This window comes from Rhodobacter sp. NSM (assembly GCF_052244495.1).
Taxonomy (GTDB): Bacteria; Pseudomonadota; Alphaproteobacteria; order Rhodobacterales; family Rhodobacteraceae; genus Cereibacter_A.
On sequence record NZ_JBQPXH010000014.1, the window covers coordinates 41,223 to 67,107 of the forward strand.

Consider the following 25,885-nt stretch of genomic DNA (forward strand, 5'->3'; position numbering starts at 1 on the left):
GTGGACGCGCGCTCGATCAATGCGAAACTGCGCCGGGGCGAAGTGCCTTCGGCTGCCGAACTGGGCTGGTTCGCCGCCGGGCTGGCCGACGGCTATGTCACCGACGCGCAGGCCGGGGCCTTCGCCATGGCGGTCTGCCTCCAGGGCCTGGGCGAGGAGGGGCGCGTGGCCCTCACCCGTGCCATGCGGGACTCCGGCCGGGTTCTCGAATGGGATCTGCCGGGTCCGGTGCTCGACAAGCACTCGACGGGAGGGATCGGCGACTGCACCTCGCTGCTGCTCGCGCCGGCGCTGGCGGCGTGTGGCGCCTATGTGCCCATGGTCTCGGGGCGCGGCCTCGGCCATACCGGAGGAACGCTCGACAAGCTTGAGGCGATCCCCGGCTTCCGGGTCAACCTCGGCGAGGAGAGGCTGCGCGCGCAGATCGAGGACGTGCGCTGCGCCATCGTCGCCGCCGACGAGAGCATGGCGCCGGCGGACCGGCGGCTCTACCTCATCCGCGACGTGACGGGGACGGTCGAGTCCATCGACCTCATCACCGCGTCGATCCTGTCGAAGAAGCTGGCCGCCGGCCTCGAGGGGCTGGTGCTCGACGTGAAGGTCGGCTCGGGCGCCTTCATGAAGTCCATGGAGGAGGCCGAGGCGCTGGCGCGGGCGCTGGTGGGGGCGGCGCAGGGCGCGGGCTGCATGACCTCGGCCCTCATCACGGACATGAGCCAGCCGCTTGCGACGGCGGCCGGCAATGCGCTCGAGGTAATCGAGGTGATGGAGACGCTGACCGGCACCTCGGTCAATGCCGCTCTCTGGGATGTCACCGTCGCCCTCGGGGGCGAGGCGCTTGCGCTTGGCGGGCTTGCCGCCGATGCCGAGGACGGCGGGCAACGCATCGAGCAGGCGCTGGAAAGCGGCCATGCGGCCGAATACTTCGCCAGGATGGTGGCGGCGCAGGGCGGCCCGGTCGATTTCGTCGAACGCTGGCCGGACAGGCTGCCCTCGGCCCCGGTGATGCGCGAGGTGCCGAGCCTGCGGACGGGGTTCGTCCTGCGCATCGACACGGCGGCGCTGGGTCAGGCCGTGGTGCGGCTCGGCGGCGGGCGGCTGCGCGAGACGGACCGCGTGAACCCCTCGGTGGGTCTGGCCGACATTGCCGGGATTGGCGAGGAAGTGTCCGAGGATCTGCCCCTCGCCATGGTCCATGCCGCGACCGAGGCGGATGCCGAGGCGGCGGTGGCCGCGATCCAGGCCGCCTATGTGATCTCCGACCAGGAGCCCGCCGAGCCGCCGCTGATCCATGCGAGGATCGCCTGATGCCGCGCGCCTTCCTGATCGTCATGGATTCCGTGGGCTGCGGCGGTGCGCCGGATGCGGTGGCCTTCGGCGACGAGGGCTCGAACACGCTGGGCCACATCGCCGAGGCCTGTGCGGCGGGCCGCGCCGAGGAGGGGCGGAGCGGCCCCCTGCGGCTCCCTTTCCTCGACGCATTGGGTCTCGGCCGCGCCGTCGAACTTGCCTCGGGCCTGTGCCCGCCGGGGCTCGGAGCCGACCCCGAGGGCCGTTGGGGTGCTGCGACCGAGGTCTCGAAGGGCAAGGACACGCCCTCGGGCCACTGGGAGCTGGCGGGCGTCCCGGTGCCCTGGGACTGGCACTACTTCCCCGATCGCTTCCCCGCCTTCCCCGAGAATCTGACTGCCGAGATCTGCCGTCGCGCAGGCACCGAGGGCATCCTCGGCAACCGGCACGCCTCGGGCACGGCGGTCATCGAGGACCTCGGGGCGGAGCACCTGCGCACTGGCTGGCCGATCTGCTACACCTCGGCCGACAGCGTGCTTCAGATCGCGGCGCATGAAGAGGCCTTCGGGCTCGACCGGCTTCTTGCCCTCTGCGAGGGGCTGGCGCCGACCGTCCATGCGATGCGCGTGGGCCGGGTGATCGCACGACCCTTCGTCGGGCAGCCGGGGGCCTTCACCCGAACGCCGAACCGGCGCGACTATGCCATCGCCCCGCCTGCGCCCACGATCCTCGACGTGGCGCAGGAGGCGGGCCGCGCCACCCATGCCATCGGCAAGATCGGCGACATCTTCTCGCATCGCGGAATTGGCCGGCTCCACAAGGGGCGGGATGATGCCGCGCTCTTCGACCATCTCGACCGGCTGGCCGGGGAGGCCGAGGAAGGCGCGCTCACCTTCGCGAATTTCGTCGAGTTCGACACGCTCTACGGCCACCGGCGCGATGTGGCGGGTTACGCCCGCGCGCTCGAATGGTTCGACGGGCGGGCGGGCGGCTTCCTCGCCCGTCTCCGGCCCGGCGACATGGCGATCTTCACCGCCGACCACGGCAACGATCCCACCTTCCGCGGCACCGAGCACACGCGCGAGCGGGTGCCGGTTCTGATCGCGGGCTCGGGGGCGGGACCGCTCGGGCTCTGCGCCTATGCCGATGTGGCGGCGACCGTGGCCGCGCATCTGGGGCTGACCAACCCGGGGCCGGGGAGGGCGCTTCCGTGAGCCTGCCGAAGGTCGAGCTTCACCTCCATCTCGAAGGCGCGGCGCCGCCCGCCTTCATCCGCGGCCTCGCGCGCGAGAAGGGGATCGACATCTCGGGCATCTTCGCCCCTGACGGCAGCTATTCCTACAAGGATTTCCGGCATTTCCTGAAGGTCTACGAGGCCGCGACCTCCGTCCTGACCGGGCCAGAGGACTACCGCCGCCTGACGCTCGCCGTGCTGGAGGAGAGCGCGGGCTCGGGCGTCGTCTATTCCGAGACCTTCCTGTCGCCCGACTTCTGCGGCGGCCGCGATCCCGGCGCGTGGCGGGAGTATCTCCATGCCATCGAGGAGGCCGCGGCCGAGGCCGAGCGGGCCATGGGAATCACCCTTCGCGCCATCGTGACGCCGATACGCCATTTCGGCCCGGAGAAGGCGAAGGAAACCGCGCTCTGCGCCGCCGAGACGGCGGGGCGCTTCGTCACGGGGTTCGGCCTCGCAGGCGACGAGACGGTGGGCAAACCCGGTGACTTCGCCTGGTCCTTCGACATGGCGCGGGAAGCCGGCCTTCGCCTGACCTGCCACGCCGGCGAGTGGGGCGGACCGGGCAGCATCCGCGACGCACTCCGCGACCTGCGCGTCGAGCGGATCGGCCACGGTGTGCGCGCCATCGAGGATCTGGCGCTGGTGGACGAGCTGGCCGAGCAGGGCGTCGTGCTCGAATGCTGCCCCGGCTCGAACATCGCCTTGGGGATCTACCCGGGCTGGCGGCAGCATCCGATCGGCGAGCTTTTCCATCGCGGCGTGAAGGTCACGGTCTCGACGGACGATCCGCCCTTCTTCCACACGACGATGGCGCGCGAATACGACCGGCTGGCCGAGGCCTTCGACTGGGACGACGGCGTGTTCCGGACCATTGCGCGCACCGCCCTTGACGCGGCCTTCTGCGACCCCGATACCCGCGCCCGCATCGCCAAGCTTCTGGAGCCCGACCATGCTTGATCACCTGACCGTCGTGACCCATCCGCTCGTGCAGCACAAGCTGACGATCATGCGCAACAAGGAGACCTCGACGGCGGGCTTCCGGCGCCTTCTGCGCGAGATCAGCCTGCTTCTGGCCTACGAGGTCACGCGCGAGCTCGATATGACCACGACGACGATCCAGACGCCGCTCTGCGAGATGGAGGCGCCGATCCTCGACGGCAAGAAGCTGGCGCTGATCTCGATCCTGCGGGCGGGCAACGGGCTTCTCGACGGCATCCTCGAACTGGTGCCCGCGGCGCGGGTGGGCTTCATCGGCCTCTACCGCGACCCCGAGACGCTGAAGCCCGTTCAGTATTACGCGAAGGTTCCCGACATGCTCGAGGACCGTCTGGTGATCGCGGTCGATCCGATGCTCGCGACCGGCAATTCCTCGGTGGCGGCCATCGACCTGCTGAAGGAGAAGGGCGCGAAGAACATCCGCTTCCTCTGCTTGCTCGCTGCGCCCGAAGGGATCGCGCGGATGAAGGAGGCGCATCCGGACGTGCCGATCGTCACAGCCGCTGTGGACGAAATGCTCAACGACCATGGATATATTGTCCCTGGCCTAGGGGATGCGGGCGACCGCATGTTCGGCACAAAATAAGGGAGGAAGCCGCTTTACAGCGTGCTCCGACCGGGGCAAGATCGCCGGTATCTTCACGGGAGCCTTCATGCTGTTCAGGGCGATCACCTTCGCGATCTGGTGCTCCGTCGCCGGTGGAGGCATGGCCATCGCGCAGGATGGACCGGCGGAGCGTCCGCCCGAAAGTTTCCGCGGGCCGCAATACGTGGACAGCAAGGGCTGTGTCTACCTCCGCGCGGGCTTCGGCGGCACGGTGAACTGGGTGCCGCGCGTCACGCGCGACCGGCAACCCCTGTGCGGCTACCCTCCGTCGTTCGCGGCGACTCCGGCTCCGGCCGAACCTGTGGCGGCCGGGGTCGAGGCCGCTCCGGTCACGGCCGTGGCACCCGCGGAAACAGAGGCGGAAGTCGCTGCACCGGCGTCGGTGTCGGTGCAACCCGCGATCGAAGCCACCCGGACCCGGACCGTCCTGAAGCATCGCCGATCGCACCAGAGGATCGCGCGGGTGGTCGTGCGGGCCGATACGGCCGCCGAGGCCGAGGCGCTCCGCCGGCTGACGCTGCATCGGGACGAGATCCGGGCCGCCGCGGACCTGCCCTCCGGCGTCACCTGCCCGCCCTCTGCTCCGCAGCTTCGCCGCTTCGCCACATCCGAGGGGGGATCCACGCTCCTCTGCGCCCGGGCCGGCCAGGGCCTGCAGGGCGTTCGCGTGCCGGTGCTCGATCCGGCGGACGGGGTCGCCCGTCTCAGCGCGGCCGGCAGCGGGCGGCCGGAAGCCGCAGCGGGCCGCTACGTCCAGATCGGCGCATATCTCCGTCAAGGCAACGCGGGCCGCGCCCGTCAGCGGCTGGCCGACCTCGGCCTGCCCGTCTCGGTGGCCGAGGGCGGCGCGCTCGAGATCATCCTCGCGGGTCCGTTCGATGACCGCACGACTACACTCGACGCGCTCCGCAATCTGCGAGGCGCAGGTTACCGAGACGCATTCATCCGTTAGCAAGAAGGCAGTCGAAACCCGGGCAGCAACAAACCTGAAAGCCCCCCGCTTCGGCGGCGGGGCGATTTTTTTTGCGGATCACGGCATTTCTGTCTGTCGGAGCGCAGGCGCCCGGCGGCAACCCCTAGCCCGGCAAGGCGGATCACTTCGTGCAGATGCCCTGCAGGCTCACCCAGTCCTCGTCCTGCAGCACCGGTTGTGGCGGGGTCTCGCGAAGCTCGTCGGCCTCGATCATCCCGAGCATCGACTCGCCGGTCTCATCGACCGAGAAGGCGTATGGGGTCGCCGCCACACCGGCCTCGGTGAACCGGGCCATCAGCGCATCCTCCGGGACGGGTGGAGGGACCGCGCGCAGGAGACCTGCCGCATAGCCGTCCACCGCCTCCGCAGGCAGCTCTCCGGTGGTCAGAAGCCGGAAGGTCGCAGCCATCCCCGCATGCTCGAGCACAGGGATCAGCGGGTCCTGCGCCTGTGCGCGAAGCTGTTCGGCCAGCGCGTGCCCGGCGAGAACCTCGGGCCCGTCCGCGGCTTCGACCATGCTGCGCCCGAAGAGGATCTGGTGGTTCGGCAGGTGGACCGGCCACAGCACGCCCTCGCGCACCACGAGGATGGTCATCCTGCCGTTGCCGAAGAGCCTCCGCGCGAGCCTGTCCGCCGCCCGCTTCCCGAGCGGCTCGACACAGGGCTTGCCGGTGAGGCGGATCACGTCGGCGAGCACCATCCGGCCGATCTCCGCGCGGGTCGCGGGCGGGACGACGGCGGCCGTATGCTCGACCAGCGCCCCCGGCAGCCAGAACAGCCCGAGGAGCAGCACGACGAGGCTGGCCCCCGCCAGCACTGTTGTCCGCAGGCGGCCCGGATGCGGCTTGATCCAGACAAGGGCGTCCTGCACGGTGCCGAGGGCCGCGATCATGTCGCCGTCCTCGATCTCGAGCGTCTCGTCGGAATCCGCTCCGGGCGCATAGAGCGCCGGGCGCTCGCCCGGATTCAGCCGCTCGACGGCGGGCAGCGACCAGTGCGACAGCGCGAGCTCGGTGCGCGGGTCGGACATGGTCAGGGAGGCTTCGCCGAAGCTGACCACCACCTCGCGCCGCTGCGCCTCGGGCGCGCTGCGCCAGAGGCCCGTGCATTCGAGTTTCTGGTACTTCTTCAGCGCCGTCATGCGCGCGGTCGGCCCCGGCCCTGAGTTCCTGCCCGGCGACGATAGCCTGCCTCACCGGCAGCCACAATCACCGGCCAAACAATCCCTGGCCCCACAATCCTCGGCACACAGGTTCACCCGGCGTCTTCCGTCTCCGTCAGGGCGAGCTTCGCCACGGCCCTCAGCTCGAATTTCTGGATCTTGCCGGTGGAGGTCTTGGGAAGATCGCAGAAGATCACCTGCTTCGGCGTCTTGAAGCCGGCCAGCCGTTCGCGGACGAAGGCGATGATCTCTTCCTCGGTGGCCTCCTTGCCGCGTTTCAACTCGATGAAGGCGCAGGGCACCTCGCCCCAGCGCTCGTCCGGCTTCGCCACCACCGCGCAGAGGCTGACGGCAGGGTGGTGCGCGATCACGCCCTCGACCTCGACGGAGGAAACGTTCTCGCCGCCCGAGATGATGATGTCCTTGGCGCGGTCGGTGATCTTGATGTAGCCGTCGGGATGCTGGAAGGCGATGTCGCCCGAGCGGAACCAGCCGTCCTTGAACGCTTCGGCCGTGGCCTCCGGGTTCTTGTAATACCCCTTCATCACCATGTTGCCGCGCATCGCGATCTCGCCGAGGTGCACGGTGTCGCGCGGGATGGGCTGGCCGTGGGTGTCATGGACCTCCGCCCCCTCGAGCGTCGCCATCGCGACGCCGGTGCGCGCCTTCAGCGCCGCGCGCTCCTCTCCCGTCGTCTCCTCCCACTCCGGCTTCCAGATGCACTCGGTGGCGGGGCCGTAGACCTCAGTCAGGCCATAGACCTGGGTCACGTTGAAACCCAGCGGCTCGATGGCGGCCAGCGTCGCCGCCGGGGGCGGGGCCCCCGCGGTGAAGACCTCCACCACCTGCCCGAACTCGCGCCGGTCCTCGGGGCCTGCGTTGATGATCGTGTTCAGCACGATGGGCGCGCCGCCGAAATGCGTCACGCCCTCGTCGGCGATGGCCGCATAGATCGCCTTCGCGGTGATGTCGCGGCAGCAGACGACCGTTCCGCCGAGCATGGGCACCATCCAGGTGTGGCACCAGCCGTTGCAGTGGAAGAGCGGGACGATGGTCAGGTAGACCGGATAGAGCTGCATCCGCCAGGCGATGGCGTTGCCATAGGTCGCGAGATAGGCGCCGCGGTGGTGATAGACCACGCCCTTGGGGCGACCCGTCGTGCCCGAGGTATAGTTGAGGGCAAGGCTCTCCCATTCATCCTCGGGCATGAGCCACTCGGCCCAGGGGCTGCCCTTGGCGAGAAGCTCCTCGTATTCTAGGAATTCGCCCGTGGGCGTGAAGCCGGACTCCCGGTCGCAGACCTCGACGATCACGGGCGCCCTGCCTTCGAGCCGCGCCGCCGCCTCCTTGGCCAGCTTCAGGAAGGCCGTGTCGCAAAGCACCAGCTTCGCGCCGCCGTGGTCGAGGATGTAGGTCACCGTCTCGAGGTCGAGCCGCGTGTTGATCGCGTTCAGGATCGCTCCGCAGGCCGGGATGCCGAAATGCGCCTCGGCGTGGGCGGCGATGTTGGGCAGGATCGTCGCCACCACGTCGCCCGGCTGGATGCCCATTCCGGCCAGAGCCGAGGCAAGCCGGCCGACGCGGGCGTGATACTCGGCATAGGTCCGACGGGTCGAGCCGTGGACCAGGGCGGTCCGCTCCGAATAGATCTCCGCAGCACGCTTGAGATGCGACAGCGGCGTCAGCGGCGCGTAGTTCGCTGCGCATTTCTCCAACCCGCGCTCGTCTGCCAGCCACGCCATCGCAACGCCTCCCCTCGTTGTGCCGAACATGTCGTTTTCCGACGCGCAGAATGGCGTGGGATCGGCATTTAGGAAAGGGCTGAACGCGGAGAGGCGCAGATGAATTCCCAGGATCGGACGGTGGCCGCCGCAGGCTTCATCATGCTCTATGCCATAGTGATCGGATTTACGGACAATTATGTCCGGGTCATCGCCACCGAAGCCGGCCTCTGGCAGTTTCACCTCACGCGGTCGGTGATGGCGCTTGCCATCCTCGGCGTGGCGGGACTGGTGCTGCGGCTGCGACTCCGCCCGGTGGACGGGCGGGCGGTCGCGGCGCGCTCGGCCATCCATGCGGCCGCGATGCTCATCTACTTCGGCGCTCTGGCCTTCCTGCCGGTGGCGCAGGTCGCGGCGGGCCTCTTCACGGCGCCGATCTTCGTGCTTCTCATTTCGCGCTTCGTGTATGGCGAGCGGATCGGGCCGTTCCGGATCGTGGCGGTGCTGGTCGGGTTCTCGGGCGTGCTGCTCGTCCTCGGGCCCGAGGCCATGGAGGGGGCAAGTCTCGCGGCGGCACTGCCGGTGCTGGCCGGGCTCTTCTACGCCATGGGCAATATCGCGACCCGCGCCTGGTGCCCGCAGGAAAGCGCGGCCACGCTGCTCGGCGGGTTCTTCGTGGCGCTGGGGGTGCTGGGCGCGGCGGGGCTCGGGCTCCTCGCGCTGGTCCCGTTGCCGGTGCCCCAGGGGCCGGACGGTTTCGTCACGCGCGGTTTCGTCGTCCCCTCGCAGAGCTTCTGGTTCTGGACCTTCGTGCAGGCGGCGGGATCGCTCTTCGCGGTGGGCATGATGATCCGGGCCTATCAGGTCGCGACGGCAAGCCGTGTCTCGGTGTTCGAATACATCACCCTGCCTGCCTCGGCGCTCTGGGGCTGGATCCTCTGGTCCGAGCAACTCACGCCGATCGCGGCCAGCGGAATGGCCCTGATCGCGCTGGCCGGCGTGACGATCACGCTCGGCGCGCGCACGCCGGCGCCGGCGGCCGCGCCCTGAGAGGTCTGTCGCGGTCGTTCTTTGCGGCGCCGCCGCGGAAGGCTGGCGTTGCGTTCGCGGCAGGTGGGACGCATCCCACTTGCGCTGCGGTCAGGGCGTCAGTCGCAGGGCCACCGCGCGGCTGGGGGTGGTGCCGGGCTCGCCGGGCATCGAGACATAGGGCTCGGTCATCTCGGCAAGGCTTGCCCGTCCCGAGGCGACGGCGGCCTCGAGGCTGACCGCAAAGCCGCCCTGCCAGAGCGACTCCTTCACCGTGAGGACGATCACACCGCCGGGGCGGCAGATGCGCAGCAGCTCGGGCAGGGCTTCGGCCCCGACATGGCCGGTGGTGAAGACGCCGGTCGAGATCACGCCCGCGAAGGCTCCGTCGCGGAAGGGAAGGGCCGCGCCGAGCGGCAGGTTGTGGACGCGCGCGTAGATCCCCTTCGAGCGTGCCACCTCGAGCATGCCCGCCGAGATGTCGAGCGCCTCGACCTCCGGATAGCCCACGATCCCCAGCCATTCGCCGAGAAGGCCGGTTCCCGCGCCCGCATCGAGCAGCGGACGCGCGCCGCGCGGCAGGTGGCGCGCGAGCAGCGCCACGCCGATGGCGGGGTGGCGGTAGCCCGCGCGGGCCATCTCGGTCTCATAAGTCTCGGCCCAGCGATCATAGAGCGCCGCGACCTCCTGAGGCCCGGCTGCGCCGTAGACCGCGCCAAGATGCCCGTGATGCTGCGCCATTCCCTTCCCTCGCACTGCCGTCACACCGGACAATCATAGCTCTCGGCGAAGCGTCGAGAAATGCTGTCGAAAGGGAAGGTGATGCGACCTTCCATCCTCCGGCTAAAGGTCGGGCATCCGCCCGGAGGAGACGTCGCGGCCCAGCTGCGTCCGAACGTGCAGCATGCCGCGTCTGCCCTGCGGATGCCGGTCCGCGGGGTGTCGCCGGGCGCGTCGCCCGGGGCGGTCCGGTCAGACGAGCGCCAGCGACAGGGCCGGCACGAAGGTCACGATCAGCAGCGCCACCACCAGCGCGAGCAGGAAGGGCCAGCCGTCGCGCAGGAACTCCACCAGCTTCGCGCCGCTCAGGTTCGTGACCAGCAGGAGCACCGTCCCCACAGGCGGGGTCAGCGTGCCGATCGAGAGGTTCAGGATCATCACGATCCCGAAATGCACCGGGTCGATGCCCAGCTGCTGCACCACCGGCTTCAGCAGCGGCACGAGGATGATCATCAGCGCCGTGCCCTCGACGAACATGCCGAGCGCGAGGAGCATCACGTTCACCGCCAGCAGGAAGAGCCAGGGGTTGGTCGTGAGATGGGTGATGATCTCGGCCATGGTGATGCCGGCGCGCTCCATCGAGAAGATCCAGGCCAGCGCCGATGAGGTCATGATGACAAGGAGCACCGCCGAGGTCTGCCGCGCCGTCTCGGCGAAGGCTGCGCCCACGTCGGCAAGCTTCATCTCGCGGTAGAGGAAGAGGCCGATGCCGAGGGTGACGAGGGTGGCCACGGCGCCCGCCTCGGTGGGCGTGAAGATCGAGAGCCGGATGCCGCCCACGATGATCAACACGAGGAAGAGTGCGGGCCAGGCCCCGAGCAGAGTATGTCCGGTCTCTCGGGCGGTGGGCCAGCTGTGCCGCGACGGCCGCAGGCCGCGGCTGCGGGCGTTGAGCCAGACGGCCACGAGCAGCAGAAGCGCGCAGGTCAGACCCGGCAGGATGCCGGCGGTGAACATTGCGCCGATCGAGACATCGGCCACCAGCGCGTAGATGATGAGCGCGATCCCCGGCGGGATGATCGGCGTGATGAGCGAGCCGCAGGCGGTAATCGCGGCGGCGGCCCCGGCGCTGTAGCCCTGCCTGCGCATCTCGGGCACGAGGATCCGGCACATCATCGCCGCGTCGGCAAGGTTCGACGCCGAGATGCCGCCCATCAGGGTCGAGAGCATGACGTTGGTGTGGCCGAGCCCGCCCGTCAGGCGGCCCACCATCAGGTCGGCGAGCTTCAGGAGCCGTGCCGCGATGCCGGTCGTCCCGAGAAGCGTGCCCAGCAGCACGAAGAAGGGGATCGCCAGCAGCGAGGTGTTCTGCGTGGGCGAGATGATGCGCTGGACCGCGATGGGCAGCGGCACCGTCGAGAAGAAGACGAAATAGGCGACCACGGCCGCAAACATGGCGAGATAGATCCGCATGTTCAGCGCGAAGAGCGCGAACATCAGGGCGATGACGATGAACCAGGTCATGTTCCGTTCCGTCCCAGGAGAGGCGTCAGTGTCTGTCGGCGGGTTCGTGGCCGGAAGCGGCGTCCGGCCGTGCCGAGGCATCCGGACGGATCAGCCGCCACGCCATGACAAGCGCCGTGCCCGCAGCCCCGACGACGACCGCGAGATCGAGCCAGAACCAGGAGATCGACAGGATCTGGGTCTTCTTGAAGGCCGTGGTCTGGCTCAGCGCCCAGGCCTGCCACGACATGAAGGTCAGAAGCCCGACCGAGGCGAGACCGATCAGAGTGGACAGCGCCCGGTTCAGCCGGGGCGACAGCGCTGATTCGATCAGGTCGATGGTCAGGTGCTGACGGTTGGCCTCGCAGGCGATCGCTCCGACCATCACGATCCAGATCATCAGGAGGCCCGAGACCTCCTCGGTCCAGGCGATGGGCATGCCGAGGACGTAGCGGGCGAAGACGGCAGCCGCCGTCATGAGCACGAGGACGGCCACGCTCAGGGCTCCGAACGCGGAGGCGGCGAGAAAGATCAGTCGCATCGGGAAGCTCCGGTCGGCCAGGGGAAAGGGACCGGCCGCGCAGGGAGGATGCGCGACCGGCCGCGAGCGATCACTCGGCGAGAGCCGCCTGGATCTGCTCGTAGAGGCCTTCGGACCATTCGGGGAACATGGTGTAGAAGGGCTTGGTCTTCTCGCGGAACGCCTCGATGTCGGGCTCGGTGACGGTGACGCCCGCAGCCTTCATCTCGTCGAGGATCTTCGCTTCCTGTTCGGCCGCAAGTTCCTGGCTGTAGAGGCCCGCCTGATGGCCGGTCTCGTGCAGCATGGTCACGACCTCGGGATCGAGGGTCGAGAAATAGGCCTCGCCGCCCAGCCAGAGCGAGGTGTTGGTCAGGTAGCTGATCATCGACAGCTCCTTCGCCTGCTCCTGGAACTTCTGGCCGTAGAGCACGGGCAGCGGGTTCTCGACCCCGTCGATGACGCCCTGCGTCAGCGCGGGATAGACCTCGCCCAGCGGCATGGGCGTCGGCGTCGCGCCCATCAGCTCGAATGCCTTGATCTGCATGATGTTGTTCGGCACGCGGATCTTCATGCCGGCCAGATCCTCGGGCTTCTCGACCTTCTTCTTCGCCAGAAGCTGACGGGTGCCGTAGAGGTAGTTCGAGATGACGATATGCACGCCCTTCTCGCGCAACGCGGCTTCCTTCTCCTTGAACCAGTCGCTCTCGTAGATCTTGAAGAGCTGCCCGGGGCTGTCGGTCAGGTAGGGGGCGAAAAGGATGCCGAGATCGGGGTCATAGTCGGTCAGGAAGCCCACGTCGGCGATGGTGATGACGTTGACGCCGAGGAGACCCTGCTCGATCACGTCCTGCTTCGCACCCAGCTGCGACGAAGGATAGAGCTCGAGAGCCACGTTGCCCTCCGAGGCTTCCTTCACGAGCTCGGCCCAGCGGTTCATCACGAGGTCGGTGGGCTCGCCCGGATTGTTCTCGTAGGCGACGCGCACCACCACTTCCTGCGCGGCGGCAGGAAGGACGGCCGCAGCGCCGAGAAGCGCGGCAAGGGCGAGGGATTTCAGCTTCATGGGGTCTCCTCCGGAGGTGGCTGTCAGGTGGTCCGGCTCGTCTGTCCCGCCAGCCGCGCGGAGGCGGAGGCGAGGACGGCGCCGGAATGGTCGAAATGTGCATTGAGCGCGGCCAGGAGACCGGGCGTGTCCCGCGTGCGAAGGGACGCGACGATGCGCATGTGCTGCGCGCTCGATTCCTCGGTCTCGGGCGAGCGGGACTTGCCCACCTCGAGGTAGAATTTCAGCGGGACCGAAAGCACGCGATACATGCGGATCAGCACCGTGTTGCCGGTGGCTTCGATCATTGCCATGTGGAAGTCGTAGTCGCGCGCCGCCGCATCCGACACGGTCAGCGCGCGCACCATGCGGGCATCGGCCTCGGCCATGCGCTCCAGCGTCTCGTCGGTCGCGCCCTGCACCGCCAGCGGCGCCGCCCCGGTCTCGACGATGCGGCGGAAGTTCAGCACGTCGCCCAGTGTCTTGGGCGAATGGTCGAAATGCTGCGCGAAGACCGAGAAGATCGGGTCGAAGTCGGGCTGCCGGACGCGGGCACCGCGACGGGTCTTCTCGATCAGTCCGAAGGCCTCGAGGTGGATCATCGTCTCGCGCACGGTGTTGCGCGCCACTCCGAACCGCTCGGCAAGCTCACGTTCGTTGGGCAGCAGGTCGCCGACCTGCATCCGCTCGACGATCTCGCGACGCAGCACCTCCCGGATGTCCTCGACTGCCGATTGCCCTGCCATGGCCTCCCCTCCACTGGCGCTTGGTCCGATGGTTGGACCAAAGTTGCCTCTTTCGATGGCGCAGGAGGCAGCGGGCTGTCAACCGGAAAAATCTCGGGATGACGCGGGTCGGCTCAGTCGTCGGTCCAGGCGACAGAGGCCATCAGCGTGCGGTAGGCCGTGGCGAGATGGGCATCCAGCGCGGTTGCGGCACCGCAGGCGTCGCCGTCCAGAACTGCATCGATCACGGCGAGATGTTCGTTCAGCGCCGCGAGGTTACGGCGCAGCTCGTCCCGCTTGTTCCACCGGTAGTGGAAGTGGACGATGATCGAGATCGTCCGGCTGAAATCGAGGATGAAGCGGTTCCGCCCCGCGAGGCAGAGCAGCCGGTGGAAGCGTGCGTCGAGGGCCGGGAAGGCGGTCAGTTCCTCCTCCGGGGCGGCCGCAAGCGCCTCATGCTCGGCCCGCATCGATTCGAGCGCGGCACGCAGGGGCCCGCCCGGCGCCGCAGCCGCAAGGAGACCCGAAAGGGCGTGGCGCTCGAACATCTCGCGGACCGCGAACATCTCCTCGGCGAAGGCGCGGGTGAAGCCCTTGAGCACCCAGTGCCGGTTCGGCTGCTTCTCGATCAGGCCGAAGGGCTCGAACCGGATCAGGAACTCGCGCATCGCGGCGACCGGCACCCCCAGCCGCCGCGCGAGGTCGGATTCCTGCAGGCGCGTGCCAGGCGGCAGGTCTCCCTGCAGCACCCAGGCGAGGAACGGCTCCTCGACCAGCTCCTGCCGCGGGCGGGTCTCGCCCTCGTCGAACCGGTCCGAAGGGGAGGGAGAGCGCAGCACCACCTTGCGCCGCCCCTCCCAGGACAGGAGGCCCGCTTCGGCCAGATGGGTCAGCACCGCCCGCACGGTCGTCCGACTCGCCTGAAGCTCGGCCGCAAGCTCGCCCTCGGAGCCCAGTTCCGCCCCCACCGGCAGGGAGGCCAGCCGATCGAGCAACCGATTTACCAGCATCTTGAACAGGTTCCTGTCGCGCGCCATGCCGCCCTCTCTGCCGTCCAGCCGTCCGCAGGAATTGATTTGACGCGAACGGTTCTTATTAAATAAAAAACACACGCAGCGGGCAAGCCGCCGCCTCGTTCTACCGCTCCCTCCCATGCGAAAGTGCCCCATGAGCCTGATGAAAGCCCTTGTCTGCGTCGAACCCGGCCGGTTCGAGCGGCAGGACCGCCCCCGCCCCGAAGCCAAGCCGGGTCACATCCGGGTCAGGATCCTGCAGGTGGGGATCTGCGGCACCGATTATCACATCTATGGCGGCCATCAGCCCTTCCTCGCCTATCCGCGCGTCATGGGGCACGAGCTGTCGGGGCGGGCGACGGAGGCTTCGGCCGACGGGCGCATCGCAGAGGGCGATCTCGTGGTCGTCAATCCCTATCTCACCTGTGGCACCTGCCGCGCCTGCCGGGCGGGCAAGCCCAACTGCTGCGAGAACATCGCCGTCCTCGGCGTCCACACCGACGGGGGAATGTGCGAGGAGATCGTGGTGCCCGAGGGGAATGTCTACGGCGCCGAGGGGCTGACCGAGCAGTCGGCGGCGATGGTCGAGTTCCTCGCCATCGGCGCCCATGGCGTGCGCCGCGGCGGCGTGCCCGCGGGCAGCTCGGCGCTCGTCGTGGGGGCGGGGCCGATCGGCATCGGCGCGGCGCTCTTTGCGGCGATCGAGGGGGCCGAGGTCACCCTGCGCGACACCTCGCCTTCGCGCCTTGCGCTGGCGCGGAAGGTGCTGCCCGAGGCGCGGACCGAACTCGTCGGCGAGGAGGCGGCCGCGGTCTATGACACTGTGTTCGACGCGACCGGCAACATCCGGGCGATGAACGCGGGCCTCCGGTATGTCGGCCACGGCGGGGCCTATGTGCTCCTGTCGGTGGTGAAGGGCGACCTCTCTTTCGCCGATCCCGAGTTCCACAAGCGCGAGACCACCCTCTTTGCCAGCCGCAATGCGCTGAAGGAGGATTTCGAGCATGTGATCGCCCAGATCCGCAACGGCCGCGTGCCGGTCGCGGCGCTGGCGACCCATGCCACGAGCTTCGAGGATGCCGTCACCAACCTGCCGATCTGGGCCGAGGACCGCGGCACCCTCATCAAGGCGATCATTCGTGTCTGACATCCGCACCCCCGTGCTCCAATTTGGCACCTCGCGCTTCCTGCAGGCCCATGCCGACCTGTTCTTCTCGGAAGCCGCCGAGCCGCGTGCCGTGACCGTCGTGCAAAGCTCGGGCGACCCGTCGCGGTCGGGCCGCCTTGCGGCTCTGGCCTCGCCCCTGGGTTTCCCGATCGTCATCCGTGGCCTGAAGGACGGCCTCGCCTGCGAGGAAGAGCGGCGCGTGACCTCCGTCAGGCGCACGCTCTCGACTGCGACCGACTGGGACGAACTGGTCCGCGTCTTCTGCAACGAGGTGGAGCTGGTGATCTCGAACACCGGGGATGCGGGCTATCAGGCGCGCCCGGCCGATCTCGGTGCCGCTCCGTCGCAGTCGATGAGCTTCCCGGCCAAGCTCTTCCATCTGCTCGCCGCCCGGTTCGAGGCGGGCGGGCGTCCGCTGACGATCATGCCGATGGAACTCGTGCCCGAGAACGGCCGCGTGCTCCGCGAGCGGCTCCTCGCGATCGGCTTCGGCAACGGGGCGCCGGCGCGGATGATGGACTGGCTCGCGAGCCTGCGGTTCGCCAACAGTCTCGTGGACCGGATCGTGTCCGAGGCGCTGGAGCCGGCGGGTGCGGTGGCCGAGCCCTATGCGCTCTGGGCCATCGAGCGCGCGCCGGGGATCGCCGCGCCCTGCGCCCATCCCGCGGTGCAGCTCGTGGACGATCTCGAGGAGATCGAGCGGTTGAAGCTGCATGTGCTGAACCTTGGGCACACGTCGCTGGTGGATTTCTGGAAGCGCCGCGGCGGCGCGCCCGATGCGCTGGTGCGCGAGCTGATGGACGGGCCCGAGGGCCACGCGCTGATCGAGCTTTACGAAAGCGAGGTCCTGCCCGGCTTCGCCCACAAGGGTCGCGGTGAAGAGGCGCGGGCCTATCTCGAGGTGACGCTCGACCGGTTCCGCAACCCGTTCCTCGATCACCGGATCGCCGACATCGCCCAGAACCATCCCCAGAAGGCCGAACGGCGCATCGGCGCCTTCCTCGACTGGGTGGGCCGCTCCGGTCCCGACATGCCCGACCTGCACGCCATCCTGAAGAGAGCCCGCGAATGACCGCCAGCCGCCCTGCCTTCATGCATCTGAGCCCGGCCGACACGGTGGGCATCGCGCTCCGTGCCCTCTCGGCGGGTGAGGAGGCGCTGGGCGTCACGCTCGGCGCCGACGTGCCGCTCGGCCACAAGTTCGCGGTGACGGCGATGCCCGCGGGCGCGGCGGTGGTGAAATACGGGCAGGTGATGGGCGTGGCCACGGCGGACATCGCGCCGGGCGATCATGTGCACAGCCACAACTGCGCCATGTCCGAGAGCCATTCGGACCGCTCCGACGCCACGGGCACCCTTCATGCCGCGCCCGAGCGGCAGAGCTTCGAAGGCTACCTGCGCCCCGACGGGCGGGTGGGGACGCGGAACTACATCGGCATCATGGCCTCGGTGAACTGCTCCTCCACCGTCTGCAACGCCATCGCCGAGGCCGCGAACCGCACCCTCCTGCCGCGCTTTCCGGGGATCGACGGTTTCGCGCCCATGGTCCACGACCAGGGCTGCGGGATGGCCAGCGCAGGCGAGGGCTTCGATGCGCTCGTCCGCGTTCTCAAGGGCTACCGCGACCATCCTAACTTCGGCGGCGTGCTGATCGTGGGCCTCGGATGCGAGGTCAACCAGCTCACGCTCTACAAGCCCACCGACTGGACCGAGGCGCGCATCGGCATCTTCAACATTCAGGATGTGGGCGGCTCGGCCTCGGCCGTGCGCCGCGCGCTGGAATTGCTGGAGCCGATCTGCTCGGCCGCCAACGAGGACCGGCGCAGCGAGCAGCCGGTCTCGAAGCTGGTGCTGGGGATGCAGTGCGGCGGCTCGGACGGCTTCTCGGGCATCACCGCGAACCCCGCGCTCGGCGTCGCCTCGGACATGCTGGTGGCTGCGGGAGGCACCTCGATCCTCTCCGAGACGCCCGAGATCTACGGCGCAGAGCATCTGCTGATCGCCCGCGCCGATGCCGAGACGGGGCGCAGGATCGAGGGCATGATCGACTGGTGGCGCGACTATGCCGCCCGCAACGGCGCCTCGCTCGACAACAACCCCTCGCCGGGCAACAAGAGGGGCGGGCTGACCACGATCCTCGAGAAGAGCCTCGGCGCGGTGGCCAAGGGCGGCCTCTCGCCGCTCTCGGGCGCCTTCGCCTATGCCGAACCGATCCGCATTCCGGGCTTCGTCTACATGGACAGCCCCGGCTACGATCCGGTGGCTGCGACGGGGCAGGTGGCGTCCGGCGCGAATCTCATCGCCTTCACGACGGGGCGCGGCTCCTGCTTCGGCGCGAAGCCCGCGCCCTCGATCAAGCTCGCCTCGAACAGCGACCTTGCCCGCCGGATGCCCGAAGACATGGACATCGACTGCGGCGTGGTGATCGAGGAGGGCGTGAGCCTCGAGGAGATGGGCCGGCGGATCTACGACCTGCTGCTCGACACGGCCTCGGGCAAGAAGTCGAAGTCCGAGGAATTCGGCTATGGCGACAACGAGTTCGTGCCCTGGAAGATCGGCGCCACGCTCTGACCGCTTCGCAAGCCGCTTGCCCCCGCACAGCGGCTGCCGCCAAGATGGAGCGAGGAGGATCGCCTTGCCCCGTCCCACCTTCGCCTCGTTTCGCCGGAGTTCCGGAAGCCTGCTGCCGGCGGCCCTCCTGCTGGCAGGGACGCTCGCACTCGCTGCAGCAACCTATTTCGGGGTGCGCTTTGCGGGCCTGTCCGCGCTCGACGCCGATCTGCGCGACCGCCTGACCGTCGCGCGTCATGCCGTCGTGGCCGAGGTCGAGCGCTTCCGCTATCTGCCGGGCCTCGTCGGGCAGGATGCACGGGTGCTGGCGCTCCTGTCCGGTGCGGCGCCGTCGGAGGCGGCCAACGTCTATCTGCGGCGGGTGCGCGAACTGTCGGGTGTGGACGAGATCTATGTGATCGACCCCACGGGCGACACGGTGGCGGCGAGCAACTGGAACGAGCCCGGCAGCTTCCTCGGCCAGAACTACGGCTTCCGTCCCTATTTCCGCCGTGCGCTGGAGGAGGGCGAGGCGCGCTATTACGCGGTCGGCGTCACGACCGGCAAGCCGGGCTACTTCCTCGCCTCGCGCCTCGGTCCGCCGGAGCGTCCTCTGGGCGTGGCTGTGGCGAAGGTGGACCTTGCCGGGCTGCAATCGACCTGGGTGAGGGCGGGCGAGGCAGTGGCCCTGGCCGACCCCCTGGGCGTCGTCTTCCTAGCCGGACCGCAGGGCTGGCTCTACCGGCCGCTCGCGCCGCTGAGCGAAGAGGACCGCGCCCTTCTGCGCGCGGAGCGGCGGTATGCGGGCCTTTCGGCCGAAGGGGCGGAGCCGCTCCTCTCGGCGATGACGACCGATGCCGGCGAGGAGCTTCGTATGGCTGATGCCGTGATCGCGCCCGATGACTGGCGCCTGCTCGTCGGCCTTCCGGTCGCCCCCGCCATCGCCACGGCCCGGCTGTCGGCACTCATCGTGGCTCTGGCGGGATTCCTCGCCTCCGCCGGCCTCATGGCGTGGAACGAGCGCCGCCAGCTTCTGCGCGAGCGGCTGAACCAGCACGCGCTGCTCGAGCGCGCCGTGGCGGAGCGCACCGAGGCGCTGGCGCACGAGATCGAGGAGCGCCGCCGGGCCGAGCGCGAACTGCGCGAGACGCATGAACATCTCGTGCATGCGGCAAAACTCGCGGTGCTGGGGCGCATGTCCTCGACCATCGTGCACGAGGTGAGTCAGCCGCTCTCGGCGCTCGAGGCGACGCTGGCCGCGGCCGAGCTGCACCTCGGGCGCGAGGACCGGGAGCGGACGATGCGCTCGGTCCGTTCGGGTCGGGATCTGCTGGTGCGGATGCAGAAGATGGTGAAGGCGCTGAAGAGCTTCGGTTCGCGCCAACGGCTCGATCCGCCCGAGGCCGTCGAAATGGGTGCGGTGGTGGCCGCCGCGGCCGAGGTACTGGCCCCGCGGCTGCGCGAGCTGGGCGTGAGGCTCGACCTGCCGCCCGCCGGGGCGCTGCCGGCCGTGCGCGGCCATGCGGTGCGGCTCGAGCAGGTGGCCACGAACCTCATCCTGAACGCCGCGGAGGCCACGGCCTCGGGCGGCGGGAGCGATCCGGTCGAGGTGCGGCTCGACCCGGTGGACGGCGGCCTGCGGCTCACCATCGCCGATCGGGGGCCCGGCATCCCCGAGGCGCTGCGCGACAAGATCCTCGAGCCCTTCTTCACCACGCGCACCACGGGCCTCGGGCTCGGCCTCTCCATCGTGCGCACCATGCTCGACCAGATGGCCGGACACCTGAGCTTCGCCGCGCGTCCGGGCGGTGGAACGATCACGCGCGTGGATCTCGCGCTTTACGAGCCGGGCCGCGAGGCGCTACGCAGACGCGCATGACCCGCGGCTCCATCGCCTTCATCGACGACGAACCCCAGCTCTGCGCCGCCGCGGCCGACTGGCTCGAGGCTTCGGGCTTCGAGGTCGAGACCTTCACCGACGCCGCGCTGGCGCTCGGCCGGATCGAGCCCGCGCGCTGCGACTGCGTCGTGACCGACCTGCGCATGCCCGGCCTGGACGGGCAGGAGGTGCTGGCGCGGCTGCGGGCCTCGGACCCGGACCTGCCGGTGATCCTGCTCTCGGGCCATGGCGACGTGCCGGTGGCGGTCGAGGCGATGCGGATGGGCGCGCACGACTTCCTTGAAAAGCCCTACGGCGCCGAGCATCTGGTCGAGGTGCTCGACCGGGCGGTTGACCTGCGCCGGGTGCGGCGCGAGGCGCGGACCGCGCGCCGCTCGGATCTGGCCTCGGCCCGGATCGAGGGGAGGCTTGTCGGCACCTCGTCCGCCATCGCCGCGCTGCGCCGGGTGGTGCAGGAGCTGTCGGACGTGGCGGTGGACCTGCTGATCCGCGGCGAGACCGGCTCGGGCAAGGAAGAGCTCGCCCGCACCTTCCACGACTTTTCGCGCCGGGCGCGGAGGCCCTTCGTGGCGATCCATTGCGCGGGTCTGTCCGAGGCGCAGTTCGAGGCCGAACTCTTCGGGCACGAACGCGGCTATCTGGCCGGAACCGCTGCCGCACGGATCGGCAAGCTTGAACATGCGAGCGGGGGGACGGTCTTCTTCAACGAGATCGAGGCGATGCCGTTCTCCCTTCAGTCGCGTCTCCTCAGGGCGATGCAGGAGCGGGGGGTCGAGAGGCTCGGCTCGAACGCGCTGCGGCCCGTCGACCTGCGCATCATGGCGGCCACACGGGTGGACCTGCCCGCGGAAGTGGCGGCGGGGCGGTTCCGGTCGGACCTCTACCACCGGCTCTCGCCGGTCACGCTGGACCTGCCGCCGCTGCGCGAGCGTGCCGAGGACATCCCGCTCCTTTTCATGCGCTTCGCCGAGGAAGCGGCGGCCCGCTTCGGCCGGCCGCTGCCCGCCGTGCGCGAGGCCGACCTGCGGGCATTGCGCAGCCACGGCTGGCCGGGCAACCTGGGAGAGCTGAGGTCGGCCGCCGAACGCGCGGTGCTCGGGCTTCGTCCCGCGCCGCAGGAGTCCGAGGCGGGGCAGCTGCCGCTGCCCGACCGGCTCGCGCGCATCGAGGCGGAGATGATCGCCGAGGCGCTCGCGGACTCCGGCGGCTCGTCCGCCGAGGCCGCCGAACGGCTCGGCATTCCGCGCCGCACCTTGAACGAGAAGATCGCGCGTTACGGCTTGCGAGGGGATTGAGCGGGCAAGATCTTGCCCGAAGATCCGGGCAATCTGGCGAATAGCTGCCAAGCTGGTGCGCAACCAAGTGGCTAACCCTCTGGCGCGAAGATAAAAAACAATGGCACTCAAGCCAAGCCGCCCGGCGTCGCGCAGGTTTGCCTGTCGTCCATGACTTGCCCACTCTCTGAGCAACGACCATGCAAGGGAGGAAATCGCATGTTCCGCCGCACAACCCTGTCCGCGGCCCTGGCCGCTGCCGCGCTGAGCCTTCAGCCGCAACTGGCCTCTGCGCAGGAGTTCATCAACGTGCTGACCGGGGGCACCTCGGGCGTCTACTACCCGCTGGGCGTGGGTCTCTCGGAAATCTATGCCGAGAACATCGAGGGCGCGCGCACGCAGGTTCAGGCGACCAAGGCCTCGGTCGAGAACCTCAACCTGCTCGCGCAGCGCAAGGGCGAGCTGGCCTTCGCGCTCGGCGATTCGGTGACGCTTGCCTGGGAGGGCAGCGAGGAAGCAGGCTTTCCGCGCCCGCTGAAGAACCTGCGCGCCATTGCCGCGATCTATCCCAACTACATCCAGATCGTCGCCGATGCGGCCTCGGGCGCCACGACCCTCGAGGATCTGAAGGGCAAGACCCTCTCGGTCGGCGCCCCCGCCTCGGGAACCGAACTCAACGCCCGCGCGATCTTCGGCGCGGCGGGCATGAGCTATGACGATCTCGCCAAGGTCGAATACCTGCCCTATGCGGAATCGGCCGAGCTCATCAAGAACCGCCAGCTTCAGGCGACGCTGCAATCCTCGGGGCTGGGCGTGGCCTTCATCAAGGACCTGTCCTCGACCCACGACATCAACCTGGTGAGCATCCCGGCCGAGGTGGTCGAGAAGATCGGCGCGCCCTACCAGCCCGCGGTGATCCCGGCCGGCACCTACACGGGGCAGGATGCGGACGTGCCGACGGCGGCGGTGGGCAACCTGCTCGTCACGCATGAGGATGTGAGCGAGGAGACCGCCTACCAGATGACGAAGCTGATGTTCGAGAACCTCGACCGGCTGAAGTCGGCCCATGCGGCGGCGGGCAACATCAAGACCGAGACGGCCATCGAGGCGCTGCCGATCCCGCTGCATCCGGGCGCCGAGAAATACTACCGCGAGATCGGACTGATCCAGTAACGGCGCGACGCTGCCACCCGGGCGGTCCGCCGCCCGGGCACATGCAGCAGCGTGACGCTGCCACCCGGGTGCTCCGCCACCCGGTGATCTGCAGCAGATCGACGCTACCACCCGCGCAGGTCGCTGCTGCCCGGGGATACACAGCCACGGGCGATGCGAGGCCCGCGCCTCGCCGCCTGCCGCCCTTTCGGAGGAAGTCATGTCCGCACCGACCGCCGCCTCCGGGACGGCCAAGCCCGCCGTGCACGCGCCCGAGGTCCATATCGAAGCCACCGAGGGCCTGCCGCCCGGCTTCGGCCCCGGGATCATGGGCCGGGTGGCCTTCTGGATCGCCGTCGCCTTCTCGCTCTTCCAGCTCTGGACCGCGGGCTACGGCACGCTGCCGAGCCAGGTCGTGCGGGCGATGCATGTGGGCTTTCTGCTGCTCCTCGGCTTCGGGCTCGTGGGCAACCTGGTGGCGCGGACGGCGCTCACGCGCGCTGTGTTCTGGGCCGTGGGTGTCGTGGGCTTCGGGACGGGGATCTACAACTGGGTCTTCTACGAGGATCTGATCCGCAGAACGGGCTTCCTCACCCAGACCGACCTGATCGTCGGGACGGTGCTGGTGGTGCTGGTGTTCGAGGGCAGCCGCCGCCTGATGGGCTGGCCGCTCGCCGTCATCGCGGGCCTCTTCCTCGCCTATTGCTTCCTCGGCCAGCACATGCCGCCGCCCTTCATCCACCGCGGCTACGACTTCGAGCAGATCGTCGAGCATTTCGCCTTCGGCACCGAAGGGATCTACGGCACTCCCGTCTACGTAAGCTCTGCCTACATCTTCATCTTCGTGGTCTTTGCGGCCTTCCTCGAGCGGGCGGGGATGCTCAACCTCTTCAACGATTTCGCGCTCGGCCTCGTCGGCGGGGTCCGGGGCGGGCCTGCGCAGGTGGCAGTTCTTTCCTCGGCGCTGATGGGGACGATCTCGGGCTCGGGCGTGGCCAACGTCGTGGCCTCGGGCCAGTTCACCATCCCGATGATGAAGCGCTTCGGCTTCAAGCCGGCCTTCGCGGGTGGGGTCGAGGCCACGGCCTCGATGGGCGGGCAGATCATGCCGCCGGTGATGGGGGCGGTGGCCTTCATCATGGCCGAAACGCTGAACGTGCCCTATGCCTCGGTCGTGCAGGCCGCGATCCTGCCGGCGATCCTCTATTTCGGCGTCGTGTTCTGGATGGTCTGGCTGCAGGCCGGGCGCGACGGCCTGCGCGGCCTGCCGCGGTCGGAGTTGCCGAATCCGTGGCATGCGGTGCGGGACCAGTGGCCGCTGATCCTGCCGCTGGCGGCGCTCGTCTACCTGCTCTTCGCGGGCTACACGCCGATCTTCGCGGGCACGATGGGCCTTGCGCTCGTGGCGGTGCTGATCCTCGGCACGCCGCTCGCCGCCATGATCGGGCCGCTGGCCTTCCGGCTCGTCTTCTGGGTGGCGCTGGGTCTTGCCGCCGCGGCCTTCCTGAAGCTCGGCGTCAACTTCCTCGTGCTGGTGATCGGCCTTCTCGTGCTGGCCTGCGCGCTCTTCAAGGGCACGCGACCAACGATCGGCATCCTCCGCGACGCCCTTGCGCAGGGTGCGCGAAATGCGCTGCCCGTGGGCATCGCCTGCGCTGTCGTGGGGATCGTCATCGGCACGCTCACGCTGACGGGCATCGCCTCGACCTTCATCGGCGCGATCATCGCCATCGGCCGCGACAACCTCTTCCTGTCGCTCGTCCTGACGATGATCACCTGCCTCGTCCTCGGCATGGGGATCCCGACGATTCCGAACTACATCATCACCTCGTCGCTCGCGGGGCCGGCGCTGCTTGATCTCGGCGTGCCGCTCCTCGTGAGCCACATGTTCGTGTTCTACTTCGGCATCATGGCGGATCTCACCCCCCCGGTGGCGCTGGCCTGCTTCGCCGCGGGCCCCATCGCCAAGGCGCCGGGGCTGAAGATCTCGCTGCAGGCGGTGCGGCTGGCGGCGGCGGGCTTCGTGATCCCCTTCATGGCCGTCTACACGCCGGCCCTCATGCTGCAGGACGGCGGCGCCATCGCCGAGGCCTGGGGCTATCCGGTCGAGGTCGTCTACATCTTCCTCAAGGCGATGCTCGCCATCGGCCTCTGGGGCGTGGCGGTCGTGGGGCAGTTCATCGGCCGCGCCACCATGATCGAGCGCGCGATGGCGCTCGCGGCGGGGGTGTCGCTCATCCTCGCGCTGCCCGCGACGGACGAGGTGGGCTTCGCCCTGGCGCTGGCCTTCGGCGCGCTCCACTGGCTGCGCCTGCGCCGCGGGGCGCCGGCGGCATGAGCCTCTGCATCTCGGCGGGCGCTGCGGTTCTGTCGCTCGCCGTCTCGGACTTCACGCTGAGCTGGACCCACTCGGTCGAGCGCGTGGAGTGGTGGGAGCGCTGGGAGGTGACGGCGGCCGGCCTGCGCCCCGTCGAGGCGCGGGTCGAGGGCGCGGGCGCCGGGATGGACCTGCCGCCGGATGCCTGGCGCGAGGCGGACGGCTGGCACTACATCCCGCGCCTGCCGCCGCAGGCCGAGGTCCTGCTGGCCGCCTCGGGCATGACCCCCGGCGCCTGGCGTCTCTGCGCCGCAGGCGATTGCCACGTGCTGGGTGCCGAGGCGGGCGAGGGGCTGCGCCTGTGGCAGGCCGGTGACTGCCGCTGAGAGGCTGGTCTTCGCCCGAGCAAATGACCAGCGCGCCAAGGGAAAGCCGGCTCGACAGCGCCACGTCTCCGCCGATCAGGGAAACCTGACCTGTTGCGGGCCGCCGGCACCGGCGGAAGAACGTGCCACAGAAGCGCGCGAGCCGAACTTGCGCCCGGTCCGAATGTCGCTCTGGACGGACGACGACCAGACGACCCGAGAGAACCGGTCCCAGCCGATGCAGGCCTTTCTTCAAGACGGCGAAGCCGTGCTTTGTGCCGCTACTTTTGCGCCCCTCGGCATGCCGCGGGCGTCTGCCTGCGTGCCCATCCGAGGCGAGGCGATAGCCGACCGATTCAGGCTTGTAACCCTGCAGCTTGACCTGCTAGACGGGTCAGCGGAGACGTGGCCGAGTGGTCGAAGGCACACCCCTGCTAAGGGTGCAGACCTCGAAAGGGTCTCGAGGGTTCGAATCCCTTCGTCTCCGCCATACCATCCCGTTAAGTTGTTGATGTGCAGGGAAACTTGCGCGAGAAAGCAAGTCTTCCGCCAGCCTTTCCCCAATTTACTGATGGAACGGTGTCGAAGATGGGGGTAATCCTCCCCAAGGTTAGATGG

Annotated in this window: 22 protein-coding genes and 1 tRNA gene; 15 read left to right on the forward strand and 8 right to left on the reverse strand. The window is 69.1% G+C overall.

Going from position 1 to position 25,885, the window contains the following annotated elements:
* From ACTVZP_RS18765 to ACTVZP_RS18785, 5 genes are all read left to right on the forward strand, one after another.
* A complete protein-coding gene (locus tag ACTVZP_RS18765; protein WP_443213699.1) occupies nt 1-1,308 on the forward strand; it encodes a thymidine phosphorylase in 1,308 nt (435 codons plus the stop codon).
* The gene (locus tag ACTVZP_RS18770) at nt 1,308-2,504 is read left to right on the forward strand and encodes a phosphopentomutase (RefSeq protein WP_443213700.1); all 1,197 of its coding nucleotides are present in this window, start codon (nt 1,308-1,310) and stop codon (nt 2,502-2,504) included. Before ACTVZP_RS18765 ends, ACTVZP_RS18770 begins: the two co-directional genes overlap by 1 nt.
* Nucleotides 2,501-3,484 carry an adenosine deaminase gene (locus ACTVZP_RS18775; protein ID WP_443213701.1) on the forward strand — a complete coding sequence of 328 codons (984 nt, stop codon included), beginning with the start codon at nt 2,501-2,503 and terminating at the stop codon, nt 3,482-3,484. Before ACTVZP_RS18770 ends, ACTVZP_RS18775 begins: the two co-directional genes overlap by 4 nt.
* Entirely contained in the window at nt 3,477-4,109 is a 633-nt protein-coding gene (gene upp, locus ACTVZP_RS18780; RefSeq protein ID WP_443213702.1) for a uracil phosphoribosyltransferase, read from the forward strand. Before ACTVZP_RS18775 ends, upp begins: the two co-directional genes overlap by 8 nt.
* 67 nt (nt 4,110-4,176) lie before the next feature.
* Nucleotides 4,177-5,082 carry an SPOR domain-containing protein gene (locus tag ACTVZP_RS18785; protein ID WP_443213703.1) on the forward strand — a complete coding sequence of 302 codons (906 nt, stop codon included), beginning with the start codon at nt 4,177-4,179 and terminating at the stop codon, nt 5,080-5,082.
* 142 nt (nt 5,083-5,224) lie between these two features.
* Here ACTVZP_RS18785 and ACTVZP_RS18790 read toward each other — a convergent pair whose 3' ends face one another.
* Both ACTVZP_RS18790 and ACTVZP_RS18795 read right to left on the reverse strand, forming a co-directional pair.
* Nucleotides 5,225-6,244 carry a hypothetical protein gene (locus ACTVZP_RS18790; protein ID WP_443213704.1) on the reverse strand — a complete coding sequence of 340 codons (1,020 nt, stop codon included), beginning with the start codon at nt 6,242-6,244 and terminating at the stop codon, nt 5,225-5,227.
* Nucleotides 6,245-6,357: 113 nt separating this feature from the next.
* Nucleotides 6,358-8,007 carry an acyl--CoA ligase family protein gene (locus tag ACTVZP_RS18795; protein ID WP_443213720.1) on the reverse strand — a complete coding sequence of 550 codons (1,650 nt, stop codon included), beginning with the start codon at nt 8,005-8,007 and terminating at the stop codon, nt 6,358-6,360.
* 99 nt (nt 8,008-8,106) lie between these two features.
* Here ACTVZP_RS18795 and ACTVZP_RS18800 point away from each other — a divergent pair, with 99 nt between their 5' ends.
* A complete protein-coding gene (locus tag ACTVZP_RS18800; protein ID WP_443213705.1) occupies nt 8,107-9,036 on the forward strand; it encodes a DMT family transporter in 930 nt (309 codons plus the stop codon).
* A 90-nt stretch (nt 9,037-9,126) separates the two neighbouring features.
* Here the strand turns inward: ACTVZP_RS18800 and ACTVZP_RS18805 are convergent, their stop codons facing one another.
* From ACTVZP_RS18805 to ACTVZP_RS18830, 6 genes are all read right to left on the reverse strand, one after another.
* Nucleotides 9,127-9,756: a class I SAM-dependent DNA methyltransferase gene (locus ACTVZP_RS18805; protein ID WP_443213706.1), complete on the reverse strand. Its 630-nt coding sequence runs from the start codon at nt 9,754-9,756 to the stop codon at nt 9,127-9,129.
* 231 nt (nt 9,757-9,987) lie between these two features.
* Entirely contained in the window at nt 9,988-11,259 is a 1,272-nt protein-coding gene (locus ACTVZP_RS18810; RefSeq protein WP_443213707.1) for a TRAP transporter large permease, read from the reverse strand.
* Between the two features lie 25 nt (nt 11,260-11,284).
* A complete protein-coding gene (locus ACTVZP_RS18815; protein ID WP_443213708.1) occupies nt 11,285-11,779 on the reverse strand; it encodes a TRAP transporter small permease in 495 nt (164 codons plus the stop codon).
* Nucleotides 11,780-11,849: 70 nt separating this feature from the next.
* Nucleotides 11,850-12,824, reverse strand: a complete 975-nt coding sequence (locus ACTVZP_RS18820; protein ID WP_443213709.1) for a C4-dicarboxylate TRAP transporter substrate-binding protein — start codon at nt 12,822-12,824, stop codon at nt 11,850-11,852.
* A gap of 23 nt (nt 12,825-12,847) precedes the next feature.
* Nucleotides 12,848-13,549 (reverse strand): FadR/GntR family transcriptional regulator, encoded by a 702-nt coding sequence (locus ACTVZP_RS18825; protein WP_443213710.1) that lies wholly within the window; start codon nt 13,547-13,549, stop codon nt 12,848-12,850.
* 113 nt (nt 13,550-13,662) lie between these two features.
* On the reverse strand, nt 13,663-14,565 hold the full coding sequence (locus tag ACTVZP_RS18830) for a GntR family transcriptional regulator (protein ID WP_443213711.1): 903 nt from the start codon (nt 14,563-14,565) through the stop codon (nt 13,663-13,665).
* A 130-nt stretch (nt 14,566-14,695) separates the two neighbouring features.
* On the opposite strand from ACTVZP_RS18830, the gene ACTVZP_RS18835 reads away from it, so the two are divergent.
* The 9 genes from ACTVZP_RS18835 (at nt 14,696) to ACTVZP_RS18875 (ending at nt 25,757) form a co-directional block, all read left to right on the forward strand.
* Nucleotides 14,696-15,688: a zinc-binding alcohol dehydrogenase family protein gene (locus ACTVZP_RS18835; protein ID WP_443213712.1), complete on the forward strand. Its 993-nt coding sequence runs from the start codon at nt 14,696-14,698 to the stop codon at nt 15,686-15,688.
* Nucleotides 15,681-16,781, forward strand: a complete 1,101-nt coding sequence (locus ACTVZP_RS18840) for a mannitol dehydrogenase family protein (protein ID WP_443213713.1) — start codon at nt 15,681-15,683, stop codon at nt 16,779-16,781. Before ACTVZP_RS18835 ends, ACTVZP_RS18840 begins: the two co-directional genes overlap by 8 nt.
* Nucleotides 16,778-18,280, forward strand: coding sequence for a UxaA family hydrolase (locus ACTVZP_RS18845; RefSeq protein ID WP_443213714.1), 1,503 nt, complete (start codon nt 16,778-16,780; stop codon nt 18,278-18,280). The genes ACTVZP_RS18840 and ACTVZP_RS18845 overlap by 4 nt, the downstream gene beginning before the upstream one ends.
* Nucleotides 18,281-18,344: 64 nt before the next feature.
* Entirely contained in the window at nt 18,345-20,138 is a 1,794-nt protein-coding gene (locus ACTVZP_RS18850; RefSeq protein ID WP_443213715.1) for an ATP-binding protein, read from the forward strand.
* Nucleotides 20,135-21,454 carry a sigma-54-dependent transcriptional regulator gene (locus ACTVZP_RS18855; protein ID WP_443213716.1) on the forward strand — a complete coding sequence of 440 codons (1,320 nt, stop codon included), beginning with the start codon at nt 20,135-20,137 and terminating at the stop codon, nt 21,452-21,454. Before ACTVZP_RS18850 ends, ACTVZP_RS18855 begins: the two co-directional genes overlap by 4 nt.
* A 198-nt stretch (nt 21,455-21,652) precedes the next feature.
* Nucleotides 21,653-22,606 (forward strand): TAXI family TRAP transporter solute-binding subunit, encoded by a 954-nt coding sequence (locus tag ACTVZP_RS18860; RefSeq protein ID WP_443213717.1) that lies wholly within the window; start codon nt 21,653-21,655, stop codon nt 22,604-22,606.
* Between the two features lie 199 nt (nt 22,607-22,805).
* Nucleotides 22,806-24,923 carry a TRAP transporter permease gene (locus tag ACTVZP_RS18865; RefSeq protein WP_443213718.1) on the forward strand — a complete coding sequence of 706 codons (2,118 nt, stop codon included), beginning with the start codon at nt 22,806-22,808 and terminating at the stop codon, nt 24,921-24,923.
* Nucleotides 24,920-25,288 (forward strand): DUF1850 domain-containing protein, encoded by a 369-nt coding sequence (locus tag ACTVZP_RS18870; protein WP_443213719.1) that lies wholly within the window; start codon nt 24,920-24,922, stop codon nt 25,286-25,288. The genes ACTVZP_RS18865 and ACTVZP_RS18870 overlap by 4 nt, the downstream gene beginning before the upstream one ends.
* A gap of 378 nt (nt 25,289-25,666) precedes the next feature.
* Nucleotides 25,667-25,757 (forward strand) — tRNA-Ser (locus ACTVZP_RS18875).
* Nucleotides 25,758-25,885: the final 128 nt, after the last annotated feature.